The organism is Pseudooceanicola nitratireducens (genome assembly GCF_900109195.1).
GTDB lineage: Bacteria > Pseudomonadota > Alphaproteobacteria > Rhodobacterales > Rhodobacteraceae > Pseudooceanicola > Pseudooceanicola nitratireducens.
This window is the reverse complement of sequence record NZ_FNZG01000001.1, coordinates 72,710-96,730: the sequence shown is the minus strand read 5'-3', so window position 1 is coordinate 96,730 and position 24,021 is coordinate 72,710. Positions and strand designations below refer to the sequence as shown.

Annotated in this window: 24 protein-coding genes and 1 tRNA gene; 16 read left to right on the top strand and 9 right to left on the bottom strand. The window is 64.9% G+C overall.

The genetic code is table 11. The annotated features are described in order from the left end of the window. Positions 1 to 123: 123 nt before the first annotated feature. Positions 124 to 1,026: a LysR family transcriptional regulator gene (locus tag BMX99_RS00470; protein ID WP_093445850.1), complete on the bottom strand. Its 903-nt coding sequence runs from the start codon at positions 1,024 to 1,026 to the stop codon at positions 124 to 126. 82 nt (positions 1,027 to 1,108) lie between these two features. Here BMX99_RS00470 and BMX99_RS00465 point away from each other — a divergent pair, with 82 nt between their 5' ends. Next, positions 1,109 to 2,047, top strand: a complete 939-nt coding sequence (locus BMX99_RS00465; RefSeq protein WP_244525627.1) for a Rossmann-fold NAD(P)-binding domain-containing protein — start codon at positions 1,109 to 1,111, stop codon at positions 2,045 to 2,047. Here BMX99_RS00465 and BMX99_RS00460 read toward each other — a convergent pair. From BMX99_RS00460 to BMX99_RS00435, 5 genes are all read right to left on the bottom strand, one after another. Continuing rightward, on the bottom strand, positions 2,022 to 3,044 hold the full coding sequence (locus tag BMX99_RS00460; protein ID WP_139199382.1) for an endonuclease/exonuclease/phosphatase family protein: 1,023 nt from the start codon (positions 3,042 to 3,044) through the stop codon (positions 2,022 to 2,024). The genes BMX99_RS00465 and BMX99_RS00460 overlap by 26 nt on opposite strands. Before the next feature lie 41 nt (positions 3,045 to 3,085). After that, entirely contained in the window at positions 3,086 to 3,925 is an 840-nt protein-coding gene (locus BMX99_RS00455) for a hypothetical protein (RefSeq protein ID WP_093445847.1), read from the bottom strand. Positions 3,926 to 4,257: 332 nt separating this feature from the next. Then, on the bottom strand, positions 4,258 to 4,863 hold the full coding sequence (leuD, locus tag BMX99_RS00450; RefSeq protein WP_093445846.1) for a 3-isopropylmalate dehydratase small subunit: 606 nt from the start codon (positions 4,861 to 4,863) through the stop codon (positions 4,258 to 4,260). 79 nt (positions 4,864 to 4,942) lie between these two features. Next, a complete protein-coding gene (gene leuC / locus BMX99_RS00445) occupies positions 4,943 to 6,346 on the bottom strand; it encodes a 3-isopropylmalate dehydratase large subunit (RefSeq protein WP_093445845.1) in 1,404 nt (467 codons plus the stop codon). A gap of 404 nt (positions 6,347 to 6,750) precedes the next feature. Continuing rightward, positions 6,751 to 7,236: a hypothetical protein gene (locus BMX99_RS00435; protein ID WP_139199380.1), complete on the bottom strand. Its 486-nt coding sequence runs from the start codon at positions 7,234 to 7,236 to the stop codon at positions 6,751 to 6,753. A 104-nt stretch (positions 7,237 to 7,340) separates the two neighbouring features. Here BMX99_RS00435 and BMX99_RS00430 point away from each other — a divergent pair, with 104 nt between their 5' ends. The 6 genes from BMX99_RS00430 (at position 7,341) to BMX99_RS00405 (ending at position 14,058) form a co-directional block, all read left to right on the top strand. Beyond that, positions 7,341 to 8,666, top strand: coding sequence for a mechanosensitive ion channel family protein (locus tag BMX99_RS00430; protein WP_093445842.1), 1,326 nt, complete (start codon positions 7,341 to 7,343; stop codon positions 8,664 to 8,666). Between the two features lie 168 nt (positions 8,667 to 8,834). Next, a complete protein-coding gene (gene rsfS, locus BMX99_RS00425) occupies positions 8,835 to 9,308 on the top strand; it encodes a ribosome silencing factor (protein ID WP_093445841.1) in 474 nt (157 codons plus the stop codon). A 39-nt stretch (positions 9,309 to 9,347) separates the two neighbouring features. After that, entirely contained in the window at positions 9,348 to 9,818 is a 471-nt protein-coding gene (gene rlmH, locus BMX99_RS00420) for a 23S rRNA (pseudouridine(1915)-N(3))-methyltransferase RlmH (RefSeq protein ID WP_093445840.1), read from the top strand. Positions 9,819 to 10,047: 229 nt separating this feature from the next. Then, positions 10,048 to 11,565 carry a 2,3-bisphosphoglycerate-independent phosphoglycerate mutase gene (gene gpmI, locus BMX99_RS00415; protein ID WP_093445839.1) on the top strand — a complete coding sequence of 506 codons (1,518 nt, stop codon included), beginning with the start codon at positions 10,048 to 10,050 and terminating at the stop codon, positions 11,563 to 11,565. After that, positions 11,562 to 12,719 carry a murein hydrolase activator EnvC family protein gene (locus BMX99_RS00410; protein WP_093445838.1) on the top strand — a complete coding sequence of 386 codons (1,158 nt, stop codon included), beginning with the start codon at positions 11,562 to 11,564 and terminating at the stop codon, positions 12,717 to 12,719. Before gpmI ends, BMX99_RS00410 begins: the two co-directional genes overlap by 4 nt. A 4-nt stretch (positions 12,720 to 12,723) precedes the next feature. Beyond that, positions 12,724 to 14,058 carry a S41 family peptidase gene (locus tag BMX99_RS00405; protein WP_093445837.1) on the top strand — a complete coding sequence of 445 codons (1,335 nt, stop codon included), beginning with the start codon at positions 12,724 to 12,726 and terminating at the stop codon, positions 14,056 to 14,058. A 110-nt stretch (positions 14,059 to 14,168) separates the two neighbouring features. Here the strand turns inward: BMX99_RS00405 and hemN are convergent, their stop codons facing one another. Further along, entirely contained in the window at positions 14,169 to 15,524 is a 1,356-nt protein-coding gene (hemN, locus tag BMX99_RS00400) for an oxygen-independent coproporphyrinogen III oxidase (RefSeq protein WP_093445836.1), read from the bottom strand. Between the two features lie 63 nt (positions 15,525 to 15,587). On the opposite strand from hemN, the gene fnrL reads away from it, so the two are divergent. Next, a complete protein-coding gene (fnrL, locus tag BMX99_RS00395) occupies positions 15,588 to 16,334 on the top strand; it encodes a transcriptional regulator FnrL (protein ID WP_093445835.1) in 747 nt (248 codons plus the stop codon). 81 nt (positions 16,335 to 16,415) lie between these two features. Here fnrL and BMX99_RS00390 read toward each other — a convergent pair whose 3' ends face one another. Continuing rightward, on the bottom strand, positions 16,416 to 17,255 hold the full coding sequence (locus BMX99_RS00390; RefSeq protein WP_093448341.1) for a universal stress protein: 840 nt from the start codon (positions 17,253 to 17,255) through the stop codon (positions 16,416 to 16,418). 254 nt (positions 17,256 to 17,509) lie between these two features. On the opposite strand from BMX99_RS00390, the gene ccoN reads away from it, so the two are divergent. From ccoN to ccoP, 4 genes are read left to right on the top strand one after another with little or no spacing between them, the layout of a single operon-like run. Next, positions 17,510 to 19,114 (top strand): cytochrome-c oxidase, cbb3-type subunit I, encoded by a 1,605-nt coding sequence (ccoN, locus tag BMX99_RS00385; protein ID WP_093445834.1) that lies wholly within the window; start codon positions 17,510 to 17,512, stop codon positions 19,112 to 19,114. Positions 19,115 to 19,126: 12 nt separating this feature from the next. Beyond that, positions 19,127 to 19,855 carry a cytochrome-c oxidase, cbb3-type subunit II gene (gene ccoO / locus BMX99_RS00380; RefSeq protein WP_093445833.1) on the top strand — a complete coding sequence of 243 codons (729 nt, stop codon included), beginning with the start codon at positions 19,127 to 19,129 and terminating at the stop codon, positions 19,853 to 19,855. A 10-nt stretch (positions 19,856 to 19,865) separates the two neighbouring features. After that, positions 19,866 to 20,057 (top strand): cbb3-type cytochrome c oxidase subunit 3, encoded by a 192-nt coding sequence (locus BMX99_RS00375; protein ID WP_093445832.1) that lies wholly within the window; start codon positions 19,866 to 19,868, stop codon positions 20,055 to 20,057. 1 nt (position 20,058) lies between these two features. Continuing rightward, the gene (gene ccoP / locus BMX99_RS00370) at positions 20,059 to 20,925 is read left to right on the top strand and encodes a cytochrome-c oxidase, cbb3-type subunit III (protein ID WP_093445831.1); all 867 of its coding nucleotides are present in this window, start codon (positions 20,059 to 20,061) and stop codon (positions 20,923 to 20,925) included. A gap of 257 nt (positions 20,926 to 21,182) precedes the next feature. On the opposite strand, the gene BMX99_RS00365 is transcribed toward ccoP, so the two are convergent. Then, positions 21,183 to 22,043, bottom strand: coding sequence for an N-formylglutamate amidohydrolase (locus BMX99_RS00365; protein WP_093445830.1), 861 nt, complete (start codon positions 22,041 to 22,043; stop codon positions 21,183 to 21,185). Positions 22,044 to 22,191: 148 nt separating this feature from the next. On the opposite strand from BMX99_RS00365, the gene BMX99_RS00360 reads away from it, so the two are divergent. The 4 genes from BMX99_RS00360 to BMX99_RS00345 all read left to right on the top strand — a co-directional run bounded on the left by BMX99_RS00360 (position 22,192) and on the right by BMX99_RS00345 (position 24,005). Beyond that, positions 22,192 to 22,266, top strand: a tRNA-Val gene (locus BMX99_RS00360). Positions 22,267 to 22,346: 80 nt separating this feature from the next. Further along, the gene (gene ykgO / locus BMX99_RS00355; RefSeq protein ID WP_007255499.1) at positions 22,347 to 22,472 is read left to right on the top strand and encodes a type B 50S ribosomal protein L36; all 126 of its coding nucleotides are present in this window, start codon (positions 22,347 to 22,349) and stop codon (positions 22,470 to 22,472) included. Positions 22,473 to 22,713: 241 nt separating this feature from the next. Then, positions 22,714 to 23,679: a WD40 repeat domain-containing protein gene (locus tag BMX99_RS00350; RefSeq protein WP_093445829.1), complete on the top strand. Its 966-nt coding sequence runs from the start codon at positions 22,714 to 22,716 to the stop codon at positions 23,677 to 23,679. Then, on the top strand, positions 23,676 to 24,005 hold the full coding sequence (locus BMX99_RS00345; protein WP_093445828.1) for a hypothetical protein: 330 nt from the start codon (positions 23,676 to 23,678) through the stop codon (positions 24,003 to 24,005). Before BMX99_RS00350 ends, BMX99_RS00345 begins: the two co-directional genes overlap by 4 nt. Positions 24,006 to 24,021 lie beyond the last annotated feature (16 nt).

Below are 24,021 nucleotides of genomic sequence, written 5' to 3'. Positions count from 1 at the left end.
AAACGGCGTAAACCGCAGCGGCCGCAGGGTCAAGGAAAGCCAGCTGTTGCAGGCTTCGCCAGGGGGCATGGCCGGGTTTTTCTTGCGGGTTGCGGCCCGTGTCGTGACCGGTTTGCGGCGCGGTCAGGCGCGGGACAGGATCGGGGCCAGTTCGCGTTCCAGATGCGCCCAGGCCAGTGCGACGCGAGGGGTCCGGCGCATGGTGTCATGCGCGGCCAGCCAGACGGGCAGCGGCGGGATGTCCAGCCCCGGGAAGACGGGGACAATCTCGGGATCGCGCGCGGCCACCGGCAGCTGACCAAAGCCGATGCCGCAACCGGCGCGGACGAATTCCCAATAGGCCACCTGATCGTCGCAACGGATCACGAAATGATCGCGGGTGACCGGAAGCCCCATGTCGCGGAAGGACCGCAGGATCAGGTCGGACCGGTCAAAGCCGATCATGTCGTGGGTCAGCAGCGCCTCGGGCGTGTCGGGCAGCCCGTGGCGGGCCACGTATTCGCGCGACGCAAAGGCCCCGATCGGCAGCCAGCCGATCTGCCGGGTCACCACGTCCAGCTGTTCACTGCGATACATGCGCACGGCGATGTCGGCCTCTCGGAACAGCAGGTTCTCGGCGGTGTCCGAGGGCAGAACCTCGATCGCCATTTCGGGCGCGGCACGGCGCAGGCTGGCCAGGATCGGCGGCAAGTGGTGATGCGCCACCAGGCGAGAGGCCGTGATCCGCAGGGTGCCGCTCAGTCCCCTGTCCTCTCCGGCGGCGGAAATGGCGATTTCGCCCAGGGCCTCGGCCATGCGACGGGCGGCGGGCAGGATCAGCTGGCCCTGCTCGGTCAGTTCCAGCCCGCGCGGCTGGCGGTGGAACAGATCCAGCTGCAGCGCCTGTTCCAGCTTGCGCACCTGCCGGCCCAGGGTGGGCTGCGACAAGTCCAGCTGACGCGCCGCTGCCGACAGCGATCCGGTTTCCGCCACCGCCAGGAAGGACTGGATCAGGGCCCAGTCGAGGGATTTCAGCAGGTCATCCATTCATTGGTGAATATCATACCTTCATCCTGGGTCAATTTCGCCACGCTCAGGCATGGCGTATTTTCGGGACAGGAGTTGCAGTTTGACACAGGAGATCCCGATGCACCGTCCCGACACGACCCCCGGCAAAACCGCCCTGATCCTGGGTGCCAGCGGCAAGTTCGGCCGCAACGCCGCGCAGGCCTTTGCTGACCGCGGCTGGCAGATCCGCCGCTTCGACCGCAAGCGCGATGACCTGATGCTGGCCGCTCAGGGCGTGGATGTGATCGTCAACGGCTGGAACCCGCCCAGATACAACCTATGGGCGAAAGAGTTGCTGCCCGCGCATCAAAGCGTTGCCCGCGCCGCCAGGGCCAGCGGGGCCACGGTGATCATTCCGGGCAACGTCTATAACTTTGGCCCCGATGCGCCGAGAGGCTGGAGCGAGACGACCCCGCATCTGGCGACCAACCCGCTTGGCCGGTTGCGGATCGCGGTCGAGCAGGGCTATCGCGACGCGCAGGTCCAGACCATCGTGCTGCGCGCCGGCGACTTCTGGGACACCGAGCGCAGCCAGAACTGGTTCGACCTGTTCATCGCCAAGAAGGCGCATCGCGGGGTGATGAGCTATCCCGGCGACCTGGACACGCCCCATGCCTGGGCCTTTCTGCCCGATCTTGCCCGTGCCGCAGTGCTTCTGGCCGAGCGGCGCGCGACGCTGGCCCGGTTCGAGGATGTGCCCTTCCCCGGCTACACCCTGACCGGACGCGCCTTGGCCGACGCCATGGGGCAGGTGCTGGACCGGCCCGTGCGGGCCCGCCGGATGAGCTGGCTTCCCCTGCAGCTGGCGCGGCCCTTCATGCCGATGCTTAAGGGCGTGTTCGAAATGCGCTACCTCTGGGGCCTGCCGCATCACCTTGATGGTAGCAAGCTCGCCCGCCTTTGTCCCGACTTCGTGCCGACCCCGATGGATCAGGCCCTTGCCCGGGCAATGCAGCCTTTTGCGCCCGAGGCCCTCAGGGGTCGCCCCGCCCCGGCCTGAGCGGGCGTTCGGGCAGCGAAAGGTCAAGGAAGATCGGCCAATGGCGGCTGACCTCGGGGCGCAATGGCCCGCGACCACCGCCCGCGACCGGCAGATCAGCCGAGGGCAGAATGTAGTCCACCCGCATCCGGCCCGGCCCGGGGGCGGGCCATTCGGCCGTTGGCAGGCCGCGCAGAGCAGGCGGATCGTGCAGCAGCGGATGGGACAGAAGCGCGCGGATGGTGGGGCGGTCGCCCTGTCCGGCCTCAGGATCGGCATTGGCGGTGCCGACGACCACCAGCGGATCGGGCGGCGCGGGACCAAGCCCGCCGGACAGGCGCAGCAGCCACAGCCGGATTTCATCCGCATTGCGCCGGCCATTGCGATCCTCGGGCCCGTCGAAAACCGGCGGGGTGGCGTGGAAGATCATCAACCGCAGGGGCGTACGACCGGGCGGGTCGACCTGCAACTCCCAATGCACGGTGGTGGACAGGCGCTGCACCCCGGCCCCCGTGGCCTGCGCGCCGGTGCGGCCCTGATGGTCGATCACCTGGCTGTCCGGCAGGTCCCGCCAAAGCAGCGCGCTATGATCCGCCGACAGGGTCAGGGGATAGCGCGACAGGACGGCCATGCCCCCCTGCCCGGCAAAGTACCCAAAGCCCTGCGCATCGCGCGCGCCGCGCAGCCGGCCATCGCCATCCAGATCCAGCCCGGTGTCGACGCCGGAATTGGGCGGGGCGCTGAAAAGATGGCGATAATCGGGCCCCTCGGCCGCGCGGATCGCGTCCGCGAAGGCAGACAGGGAAACGCCGTTCAGATCATGATCGAACCCGCCCAGCACCAGAACATCGGCCTTCAGATCCGACAGGATCCCCAAGGCCCCTGTGATCCGGTCCGTCCCGCGCCGGATGTCGCGCAGCAGAAGGCCGGGGCCCTTGGCCATCAATTCGCTCTGCCAATAGGCCAGCCGCAGGGTGTCAGGGGACGGATCGGCGGCCCGAACCGGACCGACAGCCAACAAACAGAATATCAGACAGAAGATCGGGCAAAGCGCCCCGATCAGGCGATCTGCATGCCGTCGTCGCTGCGCGCCTCTGCATAGGTGCGGCGGCGCTTTTCCTCGATGATGTCGGCGACGCGATAGAGCGCGATGCCGCGGATCATCAGGTTTGCCGGTACAAAGGCCCATATCGTCATCACCCAGACCAGGGTGTGCGCCTCACCGATGTTGATATCGATCAGCGCCCCGGCCAGTTTCACAAATGCCGGGAGCAAGAATGGCAGAAGGAACCCTAAGACCAGGTTAAGAACCGCATCGCGTTTCAGCCGGGTCAGAACGTCTCCTCCGCCGGTCGGGTCGAACAGCGGCAGGTTGATCCAGACGTTGAAGGCGCCGTAGCGAACGGGCCAGCCATAGATGCGCACCAGCACACCAAAGGCGATGACGCCAAGGATACCAACCACATAGGCGATGCCGGCAGCGGCGCGCACCATGGCGACGGTTTGTTCCGTGGTCTCGGGCGGCAAGGCCAGCAGCACCAGCCGAACCGGAGAGAAGGGGAAATCCACGGCGCGGGCCATCAGCTCGGCCAGTTTCATCAGAAGCGAGGCGATCGGCGTTTCCAAAGCCGCCCCCGAGAAATAGACCGTCAGCAGCAACACCATGGAGAACATGGTGAAATAGCGTAGGCGGTTCACCGGCGGGGCAAATCGGAATTCAAGGATCGACGGGTACTGGGAATAGTATTCGACAAAGGTGAAGGCCCCCGCGACCAAAGCCACGAGCACGGTCACCTGGGCGGCGTCCACCCCGATGTTCGGCAACAGCAATGCTGGTGTGGCGATCGCCAATGCGATCAGAAGGGCGCGTAGAAACGCACCTGTCAAACGGACGATCACTGCTCTTTCCCCTCAAACTGGCCCGGGGTGATACGTTGCCGCCCCTGTGTCCCAACTTGATGCCGCATTTGCGGTGCCTCATTGTTGCCCCAATCGTGCCGACTTTTCGCCCATAGCTCAAGCCGCCAAATCATAAGACCCGGGAAATGGGGCGAATCCTTGATCTAACTGGTGCGTTCTTGCATCAATTTAGGCACGAAAAAGGGGCCCCGAGGCCCCTTTTTACTAGAACTTGTGGTTCATCCTTTCAGCGCCCATAGCCCGCGTCCGGCAGGACCTTGCCGATGCGCGACCCGGACCTAAGGCCCGGAGACAGGGGGGAACAGGCCCGATCAGACCCAGGGACGGGACTGCGCGGCCTGGGATTCGAAGGTGTCGATCGCGGCCGATTTCTCAAGCGTCAGACCGATGTCGTCCAGGCCTTCCAGCAGGCAATGCTTGCGGAACGGGTCGACGTCAAAGGTGATCACGGTGCCGTCCGAGGTGGTGATGGTCTGGGCTTCCAGGTCCACTTCCTGACGGGCATTCGCGCCCTTCTCGGCGTCCTTCATCAGCAGGTCCACCTGATCTTGCGGCAGGACGATCGGCAGCATGCCGTTCTTGAAACAGTTGTTGAAGAAGATGTCGGCGAAAGAGGTGGAGACCACGACCTTGATGCCGAAATCCGCCAGCGCCCAGGGGGCGTGTTCGCGCGAGGATCCGCAGCCGAAGTTGTCGCCGGCGATCAGGATCGAGGCGTCGCGATAGGCCGGCTTGTTCAGCACGAAGTCGGGCTTTTCGCTGCCGTCACGTTCATAGCGCATTTCGTCAAAGAGGTTCACGCCCAGGCCGGACCGCTTGATCGTCTTCAGGAAGATCTTGGGGATGATCATGTCGGTGTCGATGTTCACCAGCGGCATGGGGGCCGCGATGCCGGAGAATTTCTCGAACTTTTCCATAGCTTTATCCTTTGGGTGGCGGTTGTCGCCCTCACCTTGCGCCGCGCGGCGCACCCGTGAGGGGCGACAAGCCCGTGCCTTACATCATGGTCCGAATGTCGGTCAGCTTGCCGGTAACGGCTGCTGCCGCCGCCATGGCGGGCGACACAAGGTGCGTGCGCCCCTTGTAGCCCTGGCGGCCTTCGAAGTTCCGGTTCGAGGTCGAGGCGCAGCGCTCGTTCTCGCTCAGCTGGTCGGGGTTCATGGCCAAGCACATGGAACAGCCCGCAAGGCGCCATTCGAAACCGGCCTCCTTGAAAATGTCGGCCAGGCCTTCCTCTTCCGCCTGTGCACGCACAAGGCCCGATCCGGGCACGACCATGGCGCGCATGCCGTCCTTGATCTTCTTGCCCTTCAGCACTTCGGCTGCGGCGCGCAGATCCTCGATCCGGCCATTGGTGCACGACCCGATGAAGACGGTGTCGATCTCGATGTCCGACAGTTTCTGACCGGGGGTCAGGCCCATGTATTCGATCGACCGGCGGGCCGCTTCGATCTTGCCGCCCTTGAAGCTTTCCGGCGTCGGCACGACGGCGTCGATCGGCAGCACGTCCTCGGGAGAGGTGCCCCAGGTGACGACCGGCGCGATCTCTTCGCCCTTCAGGGTGATGACCTTGTCCCAATGCGCATCGTCATCGGAATAAAGCGTCTTCCACCAGTCCAACGCGGCTTCCCACTGCGCGCCCTTCGGCGCATGGGGGCGGCCCTTGACGTAGTCAAAGGTGGTTTGGTCCGGCGCGATCAGGCCGGCGCGGGCGCCGCCTTCGATGGCCATGTTGCAGACGGTCATGCGGCCTTCCATCGACAGATCGCGGATCGCTTCGCCGCAATATTCGATGACATAGCCGGTGCCGCCGCCAGTGCCGGTGGCACCGATGACCGACAGGGTGATGTCCTTGGCGGTCACACCCGGGCGCAGCTTGCCGGTGATCTCGACCTTCATGTTCTTGGACTTCTTCTGGATCAGCGTCTGGGTGGCCAGCACGTGCTCGACCTCGGACGTGCCGATGCCATGCGCCAGCGCGCCGAAGGCCCCGTGGGTCGCGGTGTGGCTGTCGCCGCAGACCACGGTCATGCCCGGCAGGGTCCAGCCCTGTTCCGGGCCGACGATGTGCACGATGCCCTGACGGATGTCGTTCACCGGATAGTAGTTCAGGCCGAAATCCTTGGCGTTCTTGTCCAGCGCTTCAACCTGGATGCGGGATTCCTCGTTCTCGATCTTGGCGTTGCGGTCACCGGTGGTGGGCACGTTGTGATCGGGTACGGCGATGGTCTTTTCCGGCGCGCGCACCTTGCGGCCGGCCATGCGCAGGCCTTCGAAGGCCTGGGGGCTGGTGACTTCGTGCACCAGGTGGCGGTCGATATACAGAAGGCAGGTGCCGTCGTCGGACTGGTCTGCAACATGGGCATCCCAGATCTTGTCGTAGAGTGTCTTGCCAGACATGGTGTTAATCCTTGTAGCTAAGAAAGCACGCCCGTCTCGGGGCGAAAGATGGCTCGGCAGGAAATGACCGGGGCTGTCACTGTTATGGCTCTGGCTGTGTCATCGGACCCGGATCCTGGTCGTGATCGGGCAATGACAGGGACCATGGCGCGGGCACAGCAGGCTGCGCAGACCCGGCCGCCTTATAGGCGGGCCAGGACAGTCATGGTCGCGCCGAAGAACCGCCAGGGCAGGCGCGCGCGATCGTCCATGTCGAAAAACTGAGTCATGCGCCTCAGATAACGCCTGCCAGGGGTTTCATCAAGCTTGCTCTGCTTGTGCAGGGGCGGGTTCGCGCCGCGCAGGAGGCCGTGATCCGGCGGCCTGCCGGTTTGTGGTTCGGACCAGCGATCCGCTACGGGCCATCACCCTGACGCGTGGTCGCGCAGCCAAGCCATCGCATCCGGCAGCGTGTCGAACTGGCAGACCTTGAGGCGCGTCAGCCCATAGGAATGACCCACGATCATCCGGCCGATGCCATGCCCGAAACTGCCCGGCGGCGCGGCGATCACCAAGGGCAGCACCTGGTCGGCCCCCAGATCGCGGGCCAGCCGACCATCCACCATCGTCAGCAGATTGCGCGCCAGCGCCCCCGTCAGGGCCGAGGACAGCTGTTCCGACAGATCCAGCACCAGCCCCCGCACCTCGCCCGCGATCACCCGCTCCCGGATCCGGGTCACCATGGCCTCACCTGCGGCCCGATCCGGGGCCTTGCGGATCTGCAACAGGGCGATGCCTGCGCTAGGGAAGCTTAGATCCATGGCGTGGCAGGCCGTCCCTGCCCGGCCAACGCGATAGAAGGACGACAAGGGGCACGCCTGTCCGGCCGGAATGGCCCGAAGAAGCGACATGGAAAATTGACTGGCAATAAAGACATAATCCCATTGTAATGGATATAAGCGCGGTGTCGATGCCAATTGGCGTCAGATCCGCCCGACACGACGGAAAGGCGGATATGGCAGACCCGACGCAGGACGCCGTGACAGTGACCCAAGAGATCGCGACCAGCCTGATCACCCAGGCCGAGGGCTTCGTGACCGGGCTGATGCGCCCTTGGAACCTGTATCAGCTGGCCATCGCGGCGGGACTTCTGCTTCTGGCGACGCTGCTGGCCCGCCCCGTGGGCGCGCGCTATCACAACTGGCTGCGGTCGCGGGAAGACTGGCCCAAGTGGCGGCTGCGCTTTGCCCTGCTGATCCACCGCCGCCTGCGCCTGATCCTGTTTGTCGCGCTGATCTGGCCGCTGATCTGGGTGATGCGCGAGGTCACCTGGCCCTCACGGTCCTATCTTCTGGCCATCCTCGGCAGCCTCGCCTTTGCCTGGCTGGTGATCGCGCTGCTGACCCGGCTGATCGCCAACAACGCCCTGCGCAGCCTGGTGCGCCTGGGCGGCTGGATCTGGGTGACGCTGTTCATCCTGAACCTGACCGGCGACGCGCAGGGGCTGCTGGAAAGCATCGGGGTCAGCTTCGGATCGACCCGGCTGACGCTTTGGATGGTGATCCAGGCGCTGGTCATCCTGACGGCGCTGTTCACCGTGGCGCGGTTCCTCAGCCATGCGTCTGCCGCCAATATCAGCCGGGTCGAGGATATCAGCCCCTCAATGCAGGTGCTGGTGGTCAAATTCCTGCAGCTGCTGCTCTACGGCATGGCGGTCTATATCGGGCTGAAGGCCGTGGGCGTCGATCTGACCGGGCTTGCGGTTCTGTCGGGGGCCATCGGCGTCGGTCTGGGCTTCGGCCTGCAGAAGGTGGTGTCGAACCTGGTGTCGGGGATCATCATCCTTCTCGACAAATCGGTTAAGCCGGGCGACGTGATTTCCGTGGGCGAAACCTTCGGCTGGATCAATTCGCTTGGGGCGCGCTATGTCTCGATCACCACGCGGGACGGGCGGGAATACCTGATCCCGAACGAAGACCTGATCACCACGCAGGTGGTCAACTGGTCCCATTCCGACGATTTCGTGCGGCTCGACATCTATTTCGGCACCGCCTACGAAGACGACCCCCACGATGTCCGCCGCATCGCGATCGAGGCCGCCCAGACCGTCGACCGGGTGCTGACGCACAAGCCGCCGGTCTGCCATATCGTCGGCTTCGGCGACAGTTCCGTGGACTATATCCTGCGCTTCTGGATCACCGATCCGACTGGCGGGCTGACCAACATCCGGGGCAATGTCTACCTGGCGCTCTGGGATGCCTTCAAGGCGAACGGCATCTCGATCCCCTTCCCGCAGCGCGAGGTCCGGGTGCTGAACGACCCCGCCAAACGGCCCGACTAGGGGGCCTTTGCCGCGTCTTATCCAAAGCCTTGCCCCCAGACTTTCCCAGGGCTTTCCCCAACGTCGCGCCCGCCGCCCGCATTCTGCCCTGCGGCATGAATGCCCCGCGCCGGGGCTTTCTTCCCCCGCTTTATTGAAATGACATCTGGCGGCTGTTACATTTGGCCTATGTCCAGCGCCGGGACTCAGGCGGCGCGCAGCAAGGAGGACAATGTCCTGTCACTTGACATTGCAGCGGTTGAAACCGCGTCGAAAGGGTCGCCAATGACGGCACGGACCCCGTCTCAGAAAGACACGTCGATCAGCGAATCCCTACTCTCCCTGATCCTGACCTCCCTCGAATCCGACAAGGCCGAAGACATCGTGCAGATCGATCTGCGCGGACGGTCGTCCATGGGCGACTTCATGGTGATCTGCTCTGGCCGGTCGTCGCGCCAGGTCGCGGCACTGGCGGAAAAGCTGGTCGACAAGATCAAGCAGACCTATGGGTTCACCGCAAAGGTCGAAGGCAAGGACACCGGTGACTGGGTCCTGATCGATACCGGCGACGTGGTTGTTCACGTTTTCCGCCCCGAAGTCCGCGACTTCTATCAGCTGGAAAAGATGTGGATGCCCGGCCAGGGCGACGCCAAACCGGCCTGATCGGGCGCAACCTGCGCCGCAGGGCACGGAACGGACCACATGAAACTGACGATCTGCGCCGTCGGGCGCCTGCGCAAGGGGCCCGAGGCCGATCTGATCAACGACTACCTGATGCGCGCCACGCGTACGGGACGCGCCCTCGGCTTCGGCACCGCCTCGGTGACAGAGGTCGAGGACAAGAAGGGCGGCGGCATGGCGGCCGAGGCCGCGCTGCTGTCGAACGCCCTGCCCGAGAACGCCCGCATCGTCGCCCTTGACGAACGGGGCAAGCTGCTGACCTCTCCCGGTTTTGCCGATCAGCTCGCCCGCTGGCGCGATGACGGCATCCGCGACACCGCCTTCATCATCGGCGGGGCCGACGGGATCGACCCGGCCCTGCGCGCCCGCGCCGATCTGTCCCTGTCCTTCGGGAAAATGGTCTGGCCGCATATGCTGGTCCGGGTGATGCTGTCGGAACAGATCTACCGCGCCACCACGATCCTCGCCGGCTCCCCCTACCATCGAACCTGATCTGCCTCTTTGGTTTTCACAAATATCCTCGGGGGTGAATGACGCCGCTTGCGGCGGCAGAGGGGGCAGACAGCCCCCTCCCCCCGCCCGCCGCAGGCGCAGAGCCAAAGGGTCTTCCCCAGGACGCCCCGCCGAAAACCAGCCCATTGCGGCCGGATACCACCTTCAATCCCTACCCGCTTGCCGCTAAACAGCCCGCAACCACCGAACAAACGCCCGGAGCAGCCCCATGTCCCATCCGAAACCCGTCGTCCTGTGCATTCTCGACGGCTGGGGTCTGTCCGACCGGACCGAGGACAACGCCCCGCACCTGGCCGAGACCCCGACCTATGACCGCATCATGGCGACCTGCCCCCATGCGACGCTGATCACGCACGGGCCGGACGTGGGCCTGCCGCGCGGCCAGATGGGCAATTCCGAGGTCGGTCACACCAATATCGGCGCGGGCCGGGTCGTGGCGATGGACCTGGGCCAGATCGACCTGGCGATCGAAGACGGCTCCTTTGCCAAGAACGACGCGCTTCTGGAATTTGCCCGAACGCTGAAATCCACCGGCGGCACGGCGCATGTGATGGGTCTCGTCTCGGACGGCGGGGTGCATGGCCATATCGAACATATCAAGGCGGCGATCCATGCGCTGACCGATCTGGGCGTGCCGGTCGCCTTCCATGCCGTGACCGACGGGCGCGACGTGGCCCCGAAATCCGCCTATGGCTATCTCTCGGACCTTGAAGACGCGCTGCCCGAAGAGGCCTCGATCGCCACGCTCTCGGGGCGGTATTATGCCATGGACCGTGATAACCGTTGGGACCGCGTGTCCGAGGCCTATTCCGCCATGGTCCGCGGGGACGGTCAGAAATCCGCCAATGCCCATGCCGCCATCACCCGTGGCTATGAAAACGGCGAGACGGATGAATTCATCACGCCCACGGTCCTCGGCTCCTACGCCGGGGCGCAGGACGGGGACGGGTTCTTCTGCCTGAACTTCCGCGCCGACCGCGCCCGCGAGATCCTGCGCGCCGTAGGCGAGCCGGGGTTCGACGCCTTCGACACCGGTGCCCGCCCGAATTGGGCCGCGCTTCTGGGCATGGTCGACTATTCCACCGACCACAACGCCTACATGACCACCTGCTATCCCAAGCAGGACATCCGCAACACGCTTGGCGAATGGGTCGCGAAACAGGGCCGTAGCCAGTTCCGCCTGGCCGAGACCGAGAAATACCCCCATGTGACCTTCTTCCTCGACGGCGGGGTCGAGAACCAGAAGGACGGTGAAGACCGCTTCATGCCGCTCTCGCCCAAGGTCGCGACCTACGACCTGCAACCCGAGATGTCGTCCGAAGAGGTCACGGACCAGTTCGTTGCCGCGATCGAAAAGGGCTACGACCTGATCGTCACCAATTACGCCAATCCCGACATGGTGGGTCACACCGGCGATCTGAAGGCTGCGATGGCCGCCTGTGCGGCGGTGGACCGGGGCCTGGCCCGCGTGGTCGAGGCGCTGGACAAGGCCGGCGGCGCGATGATCCTGACCGCCGATCACGGCAATTGCGAGGTCATGGTGGATCCCGAAACCGGCGGGCCGCATACTGCGCATACCACCAACCTTGTGCCCGTGGCCTTGATCGGCGGGCCCGAGGGGGCCAAGCTGCGCGCGGGGCGTCTGGCCGATCTGGCCCCGACCCTGCTGGAGCTGATGGGCCTTCCGAAGCCCGAGGAAATGACCGGGGAAAGCCTGCTTTCATGATCCGTGCCGCCCGCCTTGCCGCGCTTGCCGCGCTGCTGTGCCTGCCGGGCCTTGCCCTGGCGCAGGGGGCTGGCGGGCAGCTGGACACGGCGCAGGCCGCGCGCCAGGCCGCCCAGGATATCGAAGCCGCAGTCACCATGCTGGCCCAGGCCGAGGAAGCCCCCGACCGCGTCGCTGCGCTGACCGAAACCACCCGCGCCTTCGAGGCCGGGCTGGCCGCGATGCGCGACGGATTGCGCCGCGTCGCCGCGCGAGAGGCCGAGCTGAGCGCCCGGCTTGATGCCCGCGAAGACGAGATTGCCCAATTGCTGGGCACGCTTCAGGTGATGGGCGGCACCGGCACACCGGCGGTTTTCCTGCATCCTTCGGGGGCCGTGGGCACCGCACGTTCGGCGATGATCGTCGCCGATGTTTCGCGCGGGCTGGACCAGCAGGCCGCCGGGTTGCGCGCCGATCTGGAAGAGGTCCGGGTGCTGCGGCAGCTGCAGGAAAACGCCGCGACCATCCTGGCGGATGGGCTGCGCGGCGTGCAGCAGGCCCGCACCGATCTTAGCCAGGCCGTGGCCGATCGCCGCGATCTGCCGCGCAAATTCACCGAAGATCCCATCAAGACCGCGCTTCTGATCGCCTCGACCGAGACGCTGGATGCCTTTGCCTCGGGGCTGACGCAGATCGCCAGCAACGAACGCGCGCTGGATCTGCCAAGCGTCCGCGACCGCAAGGGGCAGATCCCCAGCCCGGTCCAGGGCCGGGTACTGCGCCGCGCAGGCCAGGCGGATGCGGCCGGGATCACCCGCCCCGGCGTGGTGCTGGTGACCCGCCCCCGGGCGTTGGTCACATCGCCCGTCGCCTCGACAATCCGCTACCGGGGGCCTTTGCTTGACCTCGGAAATGTGATGATCCTTGAACCGGAACCGGGCATATTGTTCGTATTCGCGGGGCTGGACGTGGTCTATGGTGCCTCGGGTGACATTCTTGCGGCCGGCGCGCCGATCGGGTTGATGGGGGGGACGACCCCCGACCTCGGGGCGATGCTGATCGAGACCAATGGCAACGGGGCCGATACGGAATTGAGCGAAACGCTCTATATGGAAGTGCGACAAGACAATATCCCGCAGGACCCCGCAGAGTGGTTCCGGGAGATGAAGGAATAAGAGCATGAAGAAACATATCGTCGCCGGTCTGGTCGGCATCACCGCCGGCCTGCTGGGTTCGACACAGGTTGCGGCACCGCTGCTGGCCCAGGACAATGCAAGATCAAGCAACGTCTACGAGCAGCTGGACCTGTTCGGCGACATCTTCGAGCGTATCCGCGCGCAATACGTGGAAGAAGTGGACGAATCCAAGCTGATCGAAGCGGCTATCGACGGCATGCTCACCTCTCTTGATCCGCATTCGTCCTACCTGTCGCCCGATGACGCCACCGCGATGCGGGTGCAGACCCGGGGCGAATTCGGCGGTCTCGGGATCGAGGTCACCCAGGAAGAGGGCTTTGTCAAAGTCGTCTCGCCCATGGATGGCACGCCCGCCTTCGAAGCCGGGATCGAGGCCGGAGATTTCATCACCCACGTGGACGGCGAAAGCCTTCTGGGCCTGAACCTGGACGAGGCGGTCGACCTGATGCGCGGCCCCGTGGGGTCTGAGATCGTCGTGACCGTGGTCAGGGAAGGCGAGGCCGAGCCCTTCGACGTCTCGATCATCCGCGACACGATCAAGCTGACCGCCGCCCGCGTGCGCACCGAAGGCCATGCCATCGTTGCCCGGGTGACGACCTTCAACGACCAGACAACCCCGAACCTGGTCGAAGGCCTTGAGGCCCAGATCGAAGCGGCCGGCGGCATGGACGAGGTCAACGGCATCGTGCTGGACCTGCGCAACAACCCCGGCGGCCTGCTGACCCAGGCGATCAAGGTCGCCGATACCTTCCTTGAGAAGGGCGAAATCGTGTCGACCCGCGGCCGCAACCCCGAGGACGGGGAACGGTTCAACGCGACGCCCGGCGACCTGATCGAAGGCAAGCCGATCGTTGTGCTGATCAACGGCGGCTCGGCGTCTGCGTCGGAAATCGTTGCAGGCGCACTGCAGGATCACCGCCGCGCCATCGTCGTGGGCACGAAATCCTTCGGCAAAGGCTCGGTCCAGACGGTCATGCCGCTGCGTGGCGACGGCGCGATGCGTCTGACCACGGCGCGCTATTACACGCCCTCGGGCCGGTCGATCCAGGCGCTTGGCGTCTCGCCCGACATCATCGTCCAGCAGCCGCCCCGCGCCCTGCCCGGCGAGGAGGAAGAGGAAGAGACCACCGCACGCCGCAACCGGTCTGAAGCGGACCTGCGCGGTGCGCTGAACAACGACAGCCTGAGCGAGGATGAGATCCGCCAGATCGAGGAAGAGCGCGCCGAGGCCGAAGAAGCCGCCAAGCTGCGCGACGAGGATTACCAGCTGGCCTATGCCATTGATATCCTGAAAGGTCTGGTCGCGCTGAAGCCCTGATCGGGGGTGATGCCCGGGGCGCGCGATGCGGATTGCGCGCCTGTCAGGGGCATGGCGTTCAAGAACGAAAAAGGCCGGTCCTGAAGGGGGCCGGCTTTTTGCTTGCGGGGTCAGATGGCGCTTGAATGGCGGGTTTTCTGATCGTCGAAGGCGTCGAAGGCACGGGCCACCATGCGGGTCAGGGGCCGCGCCGCGGGCGGGATCGTCAGGCCCCGATCGGTGACCTCAAGACAGCTTTCGAACCGGGCGTTCACCGCGTCGAACATCGCGCGCAAGGTCGCCGGCGAGGTGCCGAAGGCCTCGGTTAGTGCCGGGGTCGAGACGCTGAAATCGCACATCAGCGCCTCGATGATCCGGGCGCGCAGGCGGTCGTCCCCGGCAAAGGCATGGCCCCGCGCGGTCGAAAACCGCCCGTCGCGGATGGCCGCAATATGGGCCGAGGTCCCGGCCGCGTTCTGGGCATAGCCCTGCGGGAAGCGCGAAATCGAAGAGGCCCCGATGCCGATCAGCACCTCGGCCGGGTCGTCGGTATAGCCCTGGAAGTTGCGGCGCAGCCCCCCGTTGCGCTGCGCGATGGACAGGCCGTCGGATGGCAGCGCGAAATGGTCGATGCCGATCTCGTCATAGCCGTCCCAGACGAACAGCTGGCGCGCGGTCTCGAACAGGTCAAGACGCTCGGGCGGGGTCGGCAGCGCATCCGAGGGCAGCATCGACTGCCGCCGCGCCATCCAGGGCACATGGGCATAGCCATAAAGCGCGACCCGGTCGGGTGCGAGAGAAAGCAGTTTCTGCACGGAATCGGTGATGCGCGGGCCGGTCTGATGCGGCAGGCCAAACAGGATGTCGGCGTTCAGGCTGTTCACCCCGGCCTCGCGCAGGGCCATGGTGACGTCGCGCGTGACCTCGAAGCTTTGTTCGCGCCCGATCGAGGTCTGGATCAGCGGATCGAAGTCCTGAACCCCGATCGAGGCGCGGTTCATCCCCGCAAGCGTCAGGGCTGCAAGACGGGGTGTGTCAATTTCGTTGGGATCGACCTCGACCGAGAATTCATAGCCCGGTGCAAAGGGGGCAAGGGCCGCGATGGCCCCGGCCAGATCGGTGATCATCGCGGGCGACAGAAGCGTCGGCGTCCCCCCGCCCCAATGCAGCCGCGACAGGGTCACGCCCTTGGGCAGGTGACGCGCCAAAAGCGCCAATTCCTGTTGCAGAACAGTCAGATAGGCCGCAACCGGCGCATCGCTTTGGGTGCCTTGCGTGCGGCAGGCGCAGAACCAGCACAGCCGCCGGCAGAAGGGCACATGCACGTACAATGAGATGCGGGAGCCTTCGGGAATCGCCCCGATCCACCGGGTCACCCGGGCGGCGTCGACGGCATCCGAAAAATGCGGGGCCGTGGGATAACTGGTATAACGCGGCACTTTCGCGTCAAACAGTCCCAGCCGCTCCAATTGGGTTTTGCTCCTCATCCCTCTGGCTGTAATATATAAGTCCAGGCAAAATCTTTGACCCAGATCAAAAGTAAAAAGTTCATGCTTCTCGACCCCGTTCAGACCGACCACATCCATTGCGAAAGCTGCCCGATCCGGCACCGTGCGGTCTGTGCCCGCTGTGAGGCGGACGAATTGGAGCTGCTGGAAGAGATCAAGTATTACCGCAGCTTCGAGGCCGGCCAGCACATCATCTGGTCGGGCGACAAGATGGATTTCGTCGGCTCGGTCGTGTCGGGCATCGCCACGCTGAGCCAGACGATGGAGGACGGGCGCACCCAGATGGTCGGGCTGCTTCTGCCGTCGGATTTCGTCGGCCGTCCGGGGCGCAGCGGGGCCGCCTATGACGTGGTCGCCACCACCGATCTGGTGATGTGCTGTTTCCGCAAGAAGCCCTTTGAGAAGATGATGGAGACCACGCCGCATATCGCGCAGCGCCTGTTGCAGATGACGCTGGACGAATTGGACGCTGCGCGGGAATGGATGCTGGTGCTGGGGCGTAAGACCGCACGGGAAAAGATCGCGTCGCTTCTGGCGATCATCGCGCGGCGCGATGCCTCGCTTCACCTGAACGCCAAGAACGGGCCGCTGGTCTTCGATCTGCCCCTGACGCGCGAGGCGATGGCGGATTACCTGGGCCTGACGCTGGAAACGGTCAGCCGCCAAATCTCGGCCCTGAAACGGGACGGGGTGATCGTGCTGGAAGGCAAGCGCCACGTGACGATCCCGGATATGGAGCGTCTGCTGGAAGAGGCTGGCGACGACAGCGACGGCGGCATGCTGGACTGATCGGTCCAGGCCAAGGCCCTACGGAATGGAAAGGACCGGCGCGGGTTTGCGCCGGTCCTTCCGGTTTCTGGGGTGTGCCGGTCAGTGCGCCAGAAGCACCGGCACCTCGGCCTCTTCCAGCATGTTGCGGGTGGCCCCGCCCAGGATCGCCTCGCGGAAGCGGGAATGGCCGTAGCCGCCCATGACGATCAGGTCGGCGCTGGTATCCTCGGCGTGGCGGCGGATCATGTCAGAGATACGCGGCATGGTCTTGGCCAGCACGTCAATTTCCGCCTTCACCCCGTGGCGCGCCAGCCAGGCCGCCAGCATTCCGCCCGGATCGGACCGGTTGGGCCCATGCACCGGCGGGTCGATGATGGCAATATGCACCCGGTCGACCTGCGCCAGCAGCGGCAGCGACGCCTTGATCGCCGCCAGGGATTCCGGGCTTTCGTTCCAGCACAGCAGCGCGGTTTCCGGCAGTTTCGCCACCTGGTCGGCCTGGGGCACGATCAGCAAGGGGGCACGGCCTTCGAACATCGCGGCCTCGACCACGGGCTCAAGCTCGATCCCGGCGTCCTTGCCGTAGGGCTTCGGCAGAACCACCAGGTCCGAGAACCGCGCGTGCTGGGCGACGTGGCGGCCCAGGTCGGCCATCTGCGCCACGCCGGTGTCGGTGCCCCAACGGGTGTCGGTCAGGGCGAGGGCGGCCTTGGCGGCCTCCTCGATCTCCTCGGCCTCGGCTCCGGCGCGGGAAATCGCCTCTTGCAGGATCGCGGCATTGGCCCCGGCGTAGTAATACCCCATCTGGGACCGGTCCACGCCCAGGCATAGCGCGTCGATATGCGCGTCGACGTTCAGGGCCAGGGTGGATGCGGCGTCGAGGACGGGTTTGACCAGCGCCTTGTCCGTCAGGATCGTCGATATTGTCTTGATCGCCATGATGTCCTCCTTTGGATTCAGGCTTGTCTGCCCCGATCCAAGCAGAGCCCGCGCCCCGCCGCCTTGATACGCATCAAATTGGCCGCGACCGGCGAAACCCGGACGCGACACGCCCCGCCCCCATTCCTTCGAGTTTTCGGAAATCTTGACGCAGATCAAAGCCGCGCCCCGCCCCTGTCGGCAGAAAGCCTGCAGTCGATTCATCCGACAGGCAGGGGATTCGTGCCTGCAAAGGACAGACGAAGGGACGCGATATGACGAATTCGATCAAGCTTGTCGCGCTTGGCCTCATCACCCTTTTCGGGGCGATTGCGGCCAATTATGCGCGCGACCTGGCATATATGGTGAACGCGCTTGTGGTCATGCTGACCGCGGGCGGTTTGTTTCTGTGGACGCTGCGGAATGCAGATGATTCAGCGACCAAGCCGGATGTTTCCGGCGAATACATGGACGGGGTGGTCCGCTATGGCGTGATCGCCACTGCCTTCTGGGGCGTGGTCGGCTTCCTGGTCGGCATCGTGATCGCCTTCCAGCTGGCCTTTCCGGTTCTCAACTTCGAATGGTCTCAGGGCATCCTGAACTTCGGCCGCCTGCGCCCGCTGCACACCAGCGCGGTGATCTTCGCCTTTGGCGGCAACGCGCTTCTGGCGACGTCCTTCTACGTGGTTCAGCGCACCAGCGCGACGCGCCTGTGGGGCGGCAACGCCGCATGGTTCGTCTTCTGGGGCTACCAGCTGTTCATCGTGATGGCGGCGCTGTCCTATGTTCTGGGCGGATCGCAGTCCAAGGAATACGCCGAACCCGAATGGTACATCGACCTCTGGCTGACGATCGTCTGGGTGGTCTACCTGGCCGTCTTCCTGGGCACGGTGATCATGCGCAAGGAACGCCACATCTATGTGGCCAACTGGTTCTACCTGAGCTTCATCGTGACCGTCGCCATGCTGCATGTGGTCAACAACCTGTCGATCCCGGTGTCGATCTGGGGGTCCAAGTCGGTGCAGGTGATGTCCGGCGTGCAGGACGCCATGACCCAGTGGTGGTACGGCCACAACGCCGTGGGCTTCTTCCTGACTGCGGGCTTCCTGGGCATGATGTACTACTTCATCCCCAAACAGGCCGAACGCCCGGTCTATAGCTACAAGCTGTCGATCATCCACTTCTGGGCGCTGATCTTCCTTTATATCTGGGCCGGTCCGCACCACCTGCATTACACCGCGCTGCCTGACTGGGCCTCGACGCTCGGCATGGTGTTCTCAGTCGTGCTGTGGATGCCCAGCTGGGGCGGCATGATCAACGGCCTGATGACGCTGTCCGGGGCCTGGGACAAGCTGCGCACCGACCCGGTGATCCGGATGATGGTGATCGCTGTCGGCTTCTACGGCATGTCGACCTTCGAAGGCCCGATGATGTCGATCAAGGCGGTGAACTCGCTGTCGCATTACACCGACTGGACCATTGGTCACGTGCACTCCGGCGCGCTTGGCTGGAACGGCATGATCACCTTCGGCGCGCTCTACTTCCTGGTGCCGAAACTGTGGAACCGCGAACGGCTGTACAGCCTGTCGATGGTCTCTTGGCACTTCTGGCTCGCCACGATCGGGATCGTTCTCTACGCGGCGTCCATGTGGGTGACCGGCATCATGGAAGGCCTGATGTGGCGTGAAGTGGATGCGAACGGCTTCCTCGTGAACTCCTTCGCCGACACCGTGGCCGCGAAACTGCCGATGTACATCGTGCGGGGTCTGGGCGGCGTGCTGTTCCTGGCGGGTGCCGTGATCATGTGCGTCAACCTCTGGCTCACCGTGACACGCCAGCCGGCGGTGCAAAGCAACAACGGCCTCGTGCCCGCGGAATAAGGACCAAGAGCAATGGGAATTCTTGATAAACACAAGGTTCTGGAAAAGAACGCGACGCTTCTGCTGGCCCTGTCCTTCGCGGTCGTGACCGTGGGTGGCATCGTCGAGATCGCGCCGCTGTTCTACCTGGAAAACACCATCGAGGATGTAGAGGGCATGCGCCCCTACACCCCGCTGGAGCTGACCGGGCGCGACATCTACATCCGCGAGGGCTGCTATGTCTGCCACTCCCAGATGATCCGCCCGATGCGCGACGAGGTCGAGCGTTACGGCCACTACTCGCTGGCGGCGGAATCGAAGTACGACCACCCGTTCCAGTGGGGATCGAAACGGACGGGGCCTGACCTCGCCCGTGTCGGCGGCCGCTACTCGGATGAATGGCATGTGGACCACCTGCGCGACCCGCAGTCGGTGGTGCCGGAATCGGTGATGCCGAAATACGGCTACCTGGAAAACACGCTGATCGACGGCGAATACATCCAGGACATCATGTCCACCCATGCCTTCGTCGGCGTCCCCTACTCGGACGAGATGCTCTCCGAGGCGCAGGCGGATTTCGCCGCCCAGGCCGATCCCGACAGCGACTGGGACGGGCTGGTCGAACGCTACGGTGACAAGGTTCAGGTGCGCAACTTCGACGGCCGCCCCGGCGTGTCCGAGATGGACGCCCTGATCGCCTATCTCCAGATGCTGGGCACGCTGGTCGATTTCTCGACCTTCACGCCTGATGCAAGCCGGTAAGGGGGCGACCATGGACACCTATTCCATCCTTCGGGAATTCGCAGACAGCTGGATGCTGCTGGCGCTCTTCAGCTTCTTCGTCGGAGTGATCCTCTGGGTCTTCCGGCCGGGAAGCCGCCGGACCTACGCCGACACTGCAGACATCCCGTTCCGGAACGAAACGAAACCCGCGCAAGCGGACCAGGTCGCAAAGGAGGCCTGAGATGAGCGATCTTAAAGACAAACATGGCACGACGGGCCACAGCTGGGACGGGATCGAGGAACTCAACACCCCCCTGCCCCGCTGGTGGCTGTGGACCTTCTACGCCTGCATCGTCTGGGGCGTGATCTACACGATCCTCTACCCCGCCTGGCCGCTGGTGAACCAGGCCACCGCCGGGATCCTGGGCCATTCGACCCGCGCCGAAGTCGCGGCCGAGATCGAGGCGGTCAACCAGTCGAACGCCGCGATCACCGAAAAGCTGGCGATGACGGATCTGACGGCGATCCCTGCTGATGCCGATCTGAACTCCTACGCGCTGAATGCCGGTGCGGCCGTGTTCAAGACCTGGTGCGCCCAGTGCCACGGGTCGGGTGCCGCCGGTGCCAAGGGCTATCCCAACCTGCTGGACGACGACTGGCTCTGGGGCGGCGACATCGAGACGATCCACGAAACGATCACCGTCGGCATCCGCCAGCAGGCCGATGCGGATGGCGATTACCTCCGCCAGTCGGAAATGCCCGCCTTCGGCCGCGATGACCTGCTGGAAAACGGCGATATCGACGCGGTGGTCAACTACGTGATGTCACTGTCGGGCGATCCGATGGACGCCTCGCTGGTGGCTCATGGCGAAACGGTCTTCGCGGACAATTGCGCCTCCTGCCACGCCGAAGACGGCACCGGCGACCGCGCCCAGGGTGCACCGAACCTCGCCGATGCTATCTGGCTCTATGGCGGCGACTTCGACTCGATCCGCGAAACGGTCTGGAACGCCCGCTACGGCCAGATGCCGGGCTGGAGCGACCGCCTGACCGAAGCGCAGATCCGCGCCGTGGCCACCTACGTCCATCAGCTGGGCGGCGGCGAATAACCCGCCCAGACCGAATCCCCGCCCTCGGGCAGGGGGCACCGGCCCGTTCGTCCTGTTCGCGCGTTTCCTGAACGGCCGGTGCCGATACCAAAGCCTCCCGGGTTCCCCCCGGGGGGCTTTTTCATGCTCTTTGGTTTTCGAAAATATCCCCGCCGGAGGCCCCGCCCTCCCTGCAGGGAGGGCAAATAAAATCACGTGCGCCGCAGGCGCGCAATTGGATCAGAGTCGCACGGATTGGTCGCGGATCATTCGGCGGATCATTCGGCGGCCAGGGGGCGGGCGGCACGGCCTATCTCGGCCAGCTCTGCCGCGACACCCGCGATCAGCGCCTGGAACTCGGCGAAATCCGAACGCGGCTCGATCCGCGCCTCGTCCATGTAAAGCGACCGGTCGATCTCAAGCTGCACCGCGTGCTGGCCGCGCAGGGGGCGGCCGTAGTGCTGGGTCACGAAGGCCCCGGCGAAGGGCGTGTTGCGCGCCACCGTCAGGCCAGCCGCTTTCAGGATCTCCTCGATCCGGTCGGTCACCGCCACGCCGGCCGAGGCCCCGAAGCGATCGCCCAGCACCACGTCGGGCCGGCGGGCACCGCTGCGGGAAATGCAGGTCACGGCCTCGCGCGGCATGGAATGGCAATCGATCAGGATCGCTTCGCCAAAACTGCGGCGCGCGCCGGCCAGAAGCTCGGCCAGGCAGTCATGATAGGGATGCCAGCTGTCCTCCAGCCGCTGCCGCGCCTCGGCCAGGGGCAGCTTGCCGCGATAGATCGCCCGCCCATTGGCCACCACGCGGGGAATCACCCCCAGCCCCGAGGCGACGCGGGGATTGTGGCTGACCCGCGACAGGCCATCGACCACGGCCGGATCCAGCTCGTCCGGGCTGCGGTTCAGATCGACATAGGCGCGCGGGGCCCGGGCGACGAGCAGCGGCGCGCCGTGGCCGGGGGCAGATGCAAAAAGCTCTCCGACGAAGGCATCTTCCGAGGATCGGATCGTCCGCCGGTCCAGAATCGATTCGTTCAGGAAAGAATCACTGTAATCCCGACCCGAATGGGGCGAGGCAAAGACCACCGAAGTGGTCAGAATCTCGGGAAGAAACAGGTCGAAAGCGGCGTTGGTCATGGGCAATCCCCTATATCCCCATTTAGACCGAAAACTTTCGGCTCCAAAAGGCTTGATCCCTCCCGCGACTCTGATTATAGACACGCGAACCGGCGCGGGACACCCCGCGCCCCTTTTGATTAGGGGGCGCAACCTGCATCGGGAAAATGGGCGGTTAGCTCAGCGGTAGAGCACTTCGTTGACATCGAAGGGGTCACAAGTTCGATCCTTGTACCGCCCACCATTTTCACCGGCCCCCGGCTGCAAGGCCCCGGGTCAGATTGCGAATCAGGCGCTCGCCGCGCCGCGAAGAAGGAGATGGCCATGAAGGTCCGTAACTCGCTCCGCTCGCTGAAGCAGCGCCACCGCGATTGCCGCGTCGTGCGCCGCAAAGGCCGCGTCTATGTGATCAACAAGACGCAGCGCAAGTTCAAAGCTCGCCAGGGCTAAGAACTTCGGGCAAGACCACGACAAAAGCCGTCTCTTCGAGGCGGCTTTTTTCATGTCCGGGTCCTGGCCTGATCCTCCCGTCTTCTCCACATCCCTGCCCTGCCTTTGCAGGCCCCTGATCCTGCAACCTGTGTACAGCGTTGCCGTGACGGAAACGCTCTGTCGCGGGGCTGGCGGATTGACCGGTGAATTGCGGCCACATAGTGTCGATGCCCTGCCAAAAACAGGGCCTGTGATAGATATGAAGCGTTATTTCAAAACAATCCTCGCGTCGGCCGCGCTATTGTCTCTGGTTTCGGGGGCAAACGCCCTGACGATCCCGAATGAAGGTGTGGGCCGGGTCGCGGCCTCTCTGCTTCCTGCATCGGCGCTGGCCTGGATCGCGGGTCAGGGCTCGGGCGTCGGGTTCAACTTCGACACGCCGATCAATCAGGCGATCTGCCGCCTGTCCTTGACCCGCTGCGGAGAGGATCCGGATGGCGTGACCACCGCGCAGGCCGGGCCTTTTGGCGTGATCGACGGCTTCACCTCGGGGGACGGCGGCGTCTATCTTTTTGACACGCTGACCCAGACCAACCTTCTGCGCCTGCGCTCGGCCGAGGCCGAGGCGGATGCCGGCATCGGCGGCGCTGTGGCCGTCGGTGACAATTTGGTCGCCGTGGGCGGCACCGGTGCGGTCTATCTGTTCGACGGCACCACCGGCGCGTCGCTTGGCAAGTTCACCGACCCTGCGGGCGCTGCAGGCTTTGGCTATTCCGTGGCGCTGCGCGGCAAGACCCTGGCCGTGGGCGCGTCCGACGCCACCCCCGGCAGCGGTCTGGCCTATCTGTTCGACAGCGAAACCGGCGACGTGCTGCAACGCTTTGCGGCCCCCGACGGCGTGATCGACTTCGGGTCGGACGTGGCCTTTGGCGATGGCGTTGTCGCCGTGCTGGGCAATTCCGCCGGCGCGGGCGAGGCCCCGAACCCGACGGCCTATCTGTTCGATCAGGCGAATGGATCCTACCTGGGGGCCATCGGGGCCGGCCAGGCGGGCAATCCCTTTGCCACCGGCACCACGGGCACAACTGTCGCCGGCGCGTCTGCGGGCACGGGCAATTCGCTTGCCCAGCAGATGCCGCCCGCAGTACCGTTGCCTGCGCCGCTCTGGCTTTTGCTGGCCGCGATTGGCGGCACAGTGATTGCTAGAAGGAAGTCCATCGTATGAAAATCCTGTTTCCGGCCGTCCTGGCCTCGCTCGCCCTGACCTCTGGCGGGGCGATTGCCCAGACGGCTGAACGCTGTTCCCTGGTTGGTCAGATGGCCGGATCCGTCTGGCTTGAGATGATCCAGGGGCTGGGTGACGGGAAGACGGCACAGGTGGATTCCGCCATTGCGCGGCTGGACGCCCTTAGCGCGACCTATGCGCGGCTGGACTGCGATCAGGCCGCACTGAACACGGCCTTTGACTGTGTTCTGACGGCCGAGGATGGCCAGGCCCCGCGGGCCGTCCTACGCCAGTGCATGGCGCAATCGGGGATCGCCGGCGAATAACCGGCGACCCACCCTT

Bases quoted from the DNA above. Each gene is read 5' to 3' on its own strand.
- BMX99_RS00470 (WP_093445850.1), bottom strand. From the start codon at position 1,026: ATGGATGACCTGCTGAAATCCCTCGACTGGGCCCTGATCCAGTCCTTC.
- leuD (WP_093445846.1), bottom strand. From the start codon at position 4,863: ATGGAAAAGTTCGAGAAATTCTCCGGCATCGCGGCCCCCATGCCGCTG.
- leuC (WP_093445845.1), bottom strand. From the start codon at position 6,346: ATGTCTGGCAAGACACTCTACGACAAGATCTGGGATGCCCATGTTGCA.
- BMX99_RS00435 (WP_139199380.1), bottom strand. From the start codon at position 7,236: ATGTCGCTTCTTCGGGCCATTCCGGCCGGACAGGCGTGCCCCTTGTCG.
- BMX99_RS00430 (WP_093445842.1), top strand. From the start codon at position 7,341: ATGGCAGACCCGACGCAGGACGCCGTGACAGTGACCCAAGAGATCGCG.
- rsfS (WP_093445841.1), top strand. From the start codon at position 8,835: ATGTCCAGCGCCGGGACTCAGGCGGCGCGCAGCAAGGAGGACAATGTC.
- rlmH (WP_093445840.1), top strand. From the start codon at position 9,348: ATGAAACTGACGATCTGCGCCGTCGGGCGCCTGCGCAAGGGGCCCGAG.
- gpmI (WP_093445839.1), top strand. From the start codon at position 10,048: ATGTCCCATCCGAAACCCGTCGTCCTGTGCATTCTCGACGGCTGGGGT.
- BMX99_RS00410 (WP_093445838.1), top strand. From the start codon at position 11,562: ATGATCCGTGCCGCCCGCCTTGCCGCGCTTGCCGCGCTGCTGTGCCTG.
- BMX99_RS00405 (WP_093445837.1), top strand. From the start codon at position 12,724: ATGAAGAAACATATCGTCGCCGGTCTGGTCGGCATCACCGCCGGCCTG.
- hemN (WP_093445836.1), bottom strand. From the start codon at position 15,524: ATGAGGAGCAAAACCCAATTGGAGCGGCTGGGACTGTTTGACGCGAAA.
- fnrL (WP_093445835.1), top strand. From the start codon at position 15,588: ATGCTTCTCGACCCCGTTCAGACCGACCACATCCATTGCGAAAGCTGC.
- BMX99_RS00390 (WP_093448341.1), bottom strand. From the start codon at position 17,255: ATGGCGATCAAGACAATATCGACGATCCTGACGGACAAGGCGCTGGTC.
- ccoN (WP_093445834.1), top strand. From the start codon at position 17,510: ATGACGAATTCGATCAAGCTTGTCGCGCTTGGCCTCATCACCCTTTTC.
- ccoO (WP_093445833.1), top strand. From the start codon at position 19,127: ATGGGAATTCTTGATAAACACAAGGTTCTGGAAAAGAACGCGACGCTT.
- BMX99_RS00375 (WP_093445832.1), top strand. From the start codon at position 19,866: ATGGACACCTATTCCATCCTTCGGGAATTCGCAGACAGCTGGATGCTG.
- ccoP (WP_093445831.1), top strand. From the start codon at position 20,059: ATGAGCGATCTTAAAGACAAACATGGCACGACGGGCCACAGCTGGGAC.
- BMX99_RS00365 (WP_093445830.1), bottom strand. From the start codon at position 22,043: ATGACCAACGCCGCTTTCGACCTGTTTCTTCCCGAGATTCTGACCACT.
- ykgO (WP_007255499.1), top strand. From the start codon at position 22,347: ATGAAGGTCCGTAACTCGCTCCGCTCGCTGAAGCAGCGCCACCGCGAT.
- BMX99_RS00350 (WP_093445829.1), top strand. From the start codon at position 22,714: ATGAAGCGTTATTTCAAAACAATCCTCGCGTCGGCCGCGCTATTGTCT.
- BMX99_RS00345 (WP_093445828.1), top strand. From the start codon at position 23,676: ATGAAAATCCTGTTTCCGGCCGTCCTGGCCTCGCTCGCCCTGACCTCT.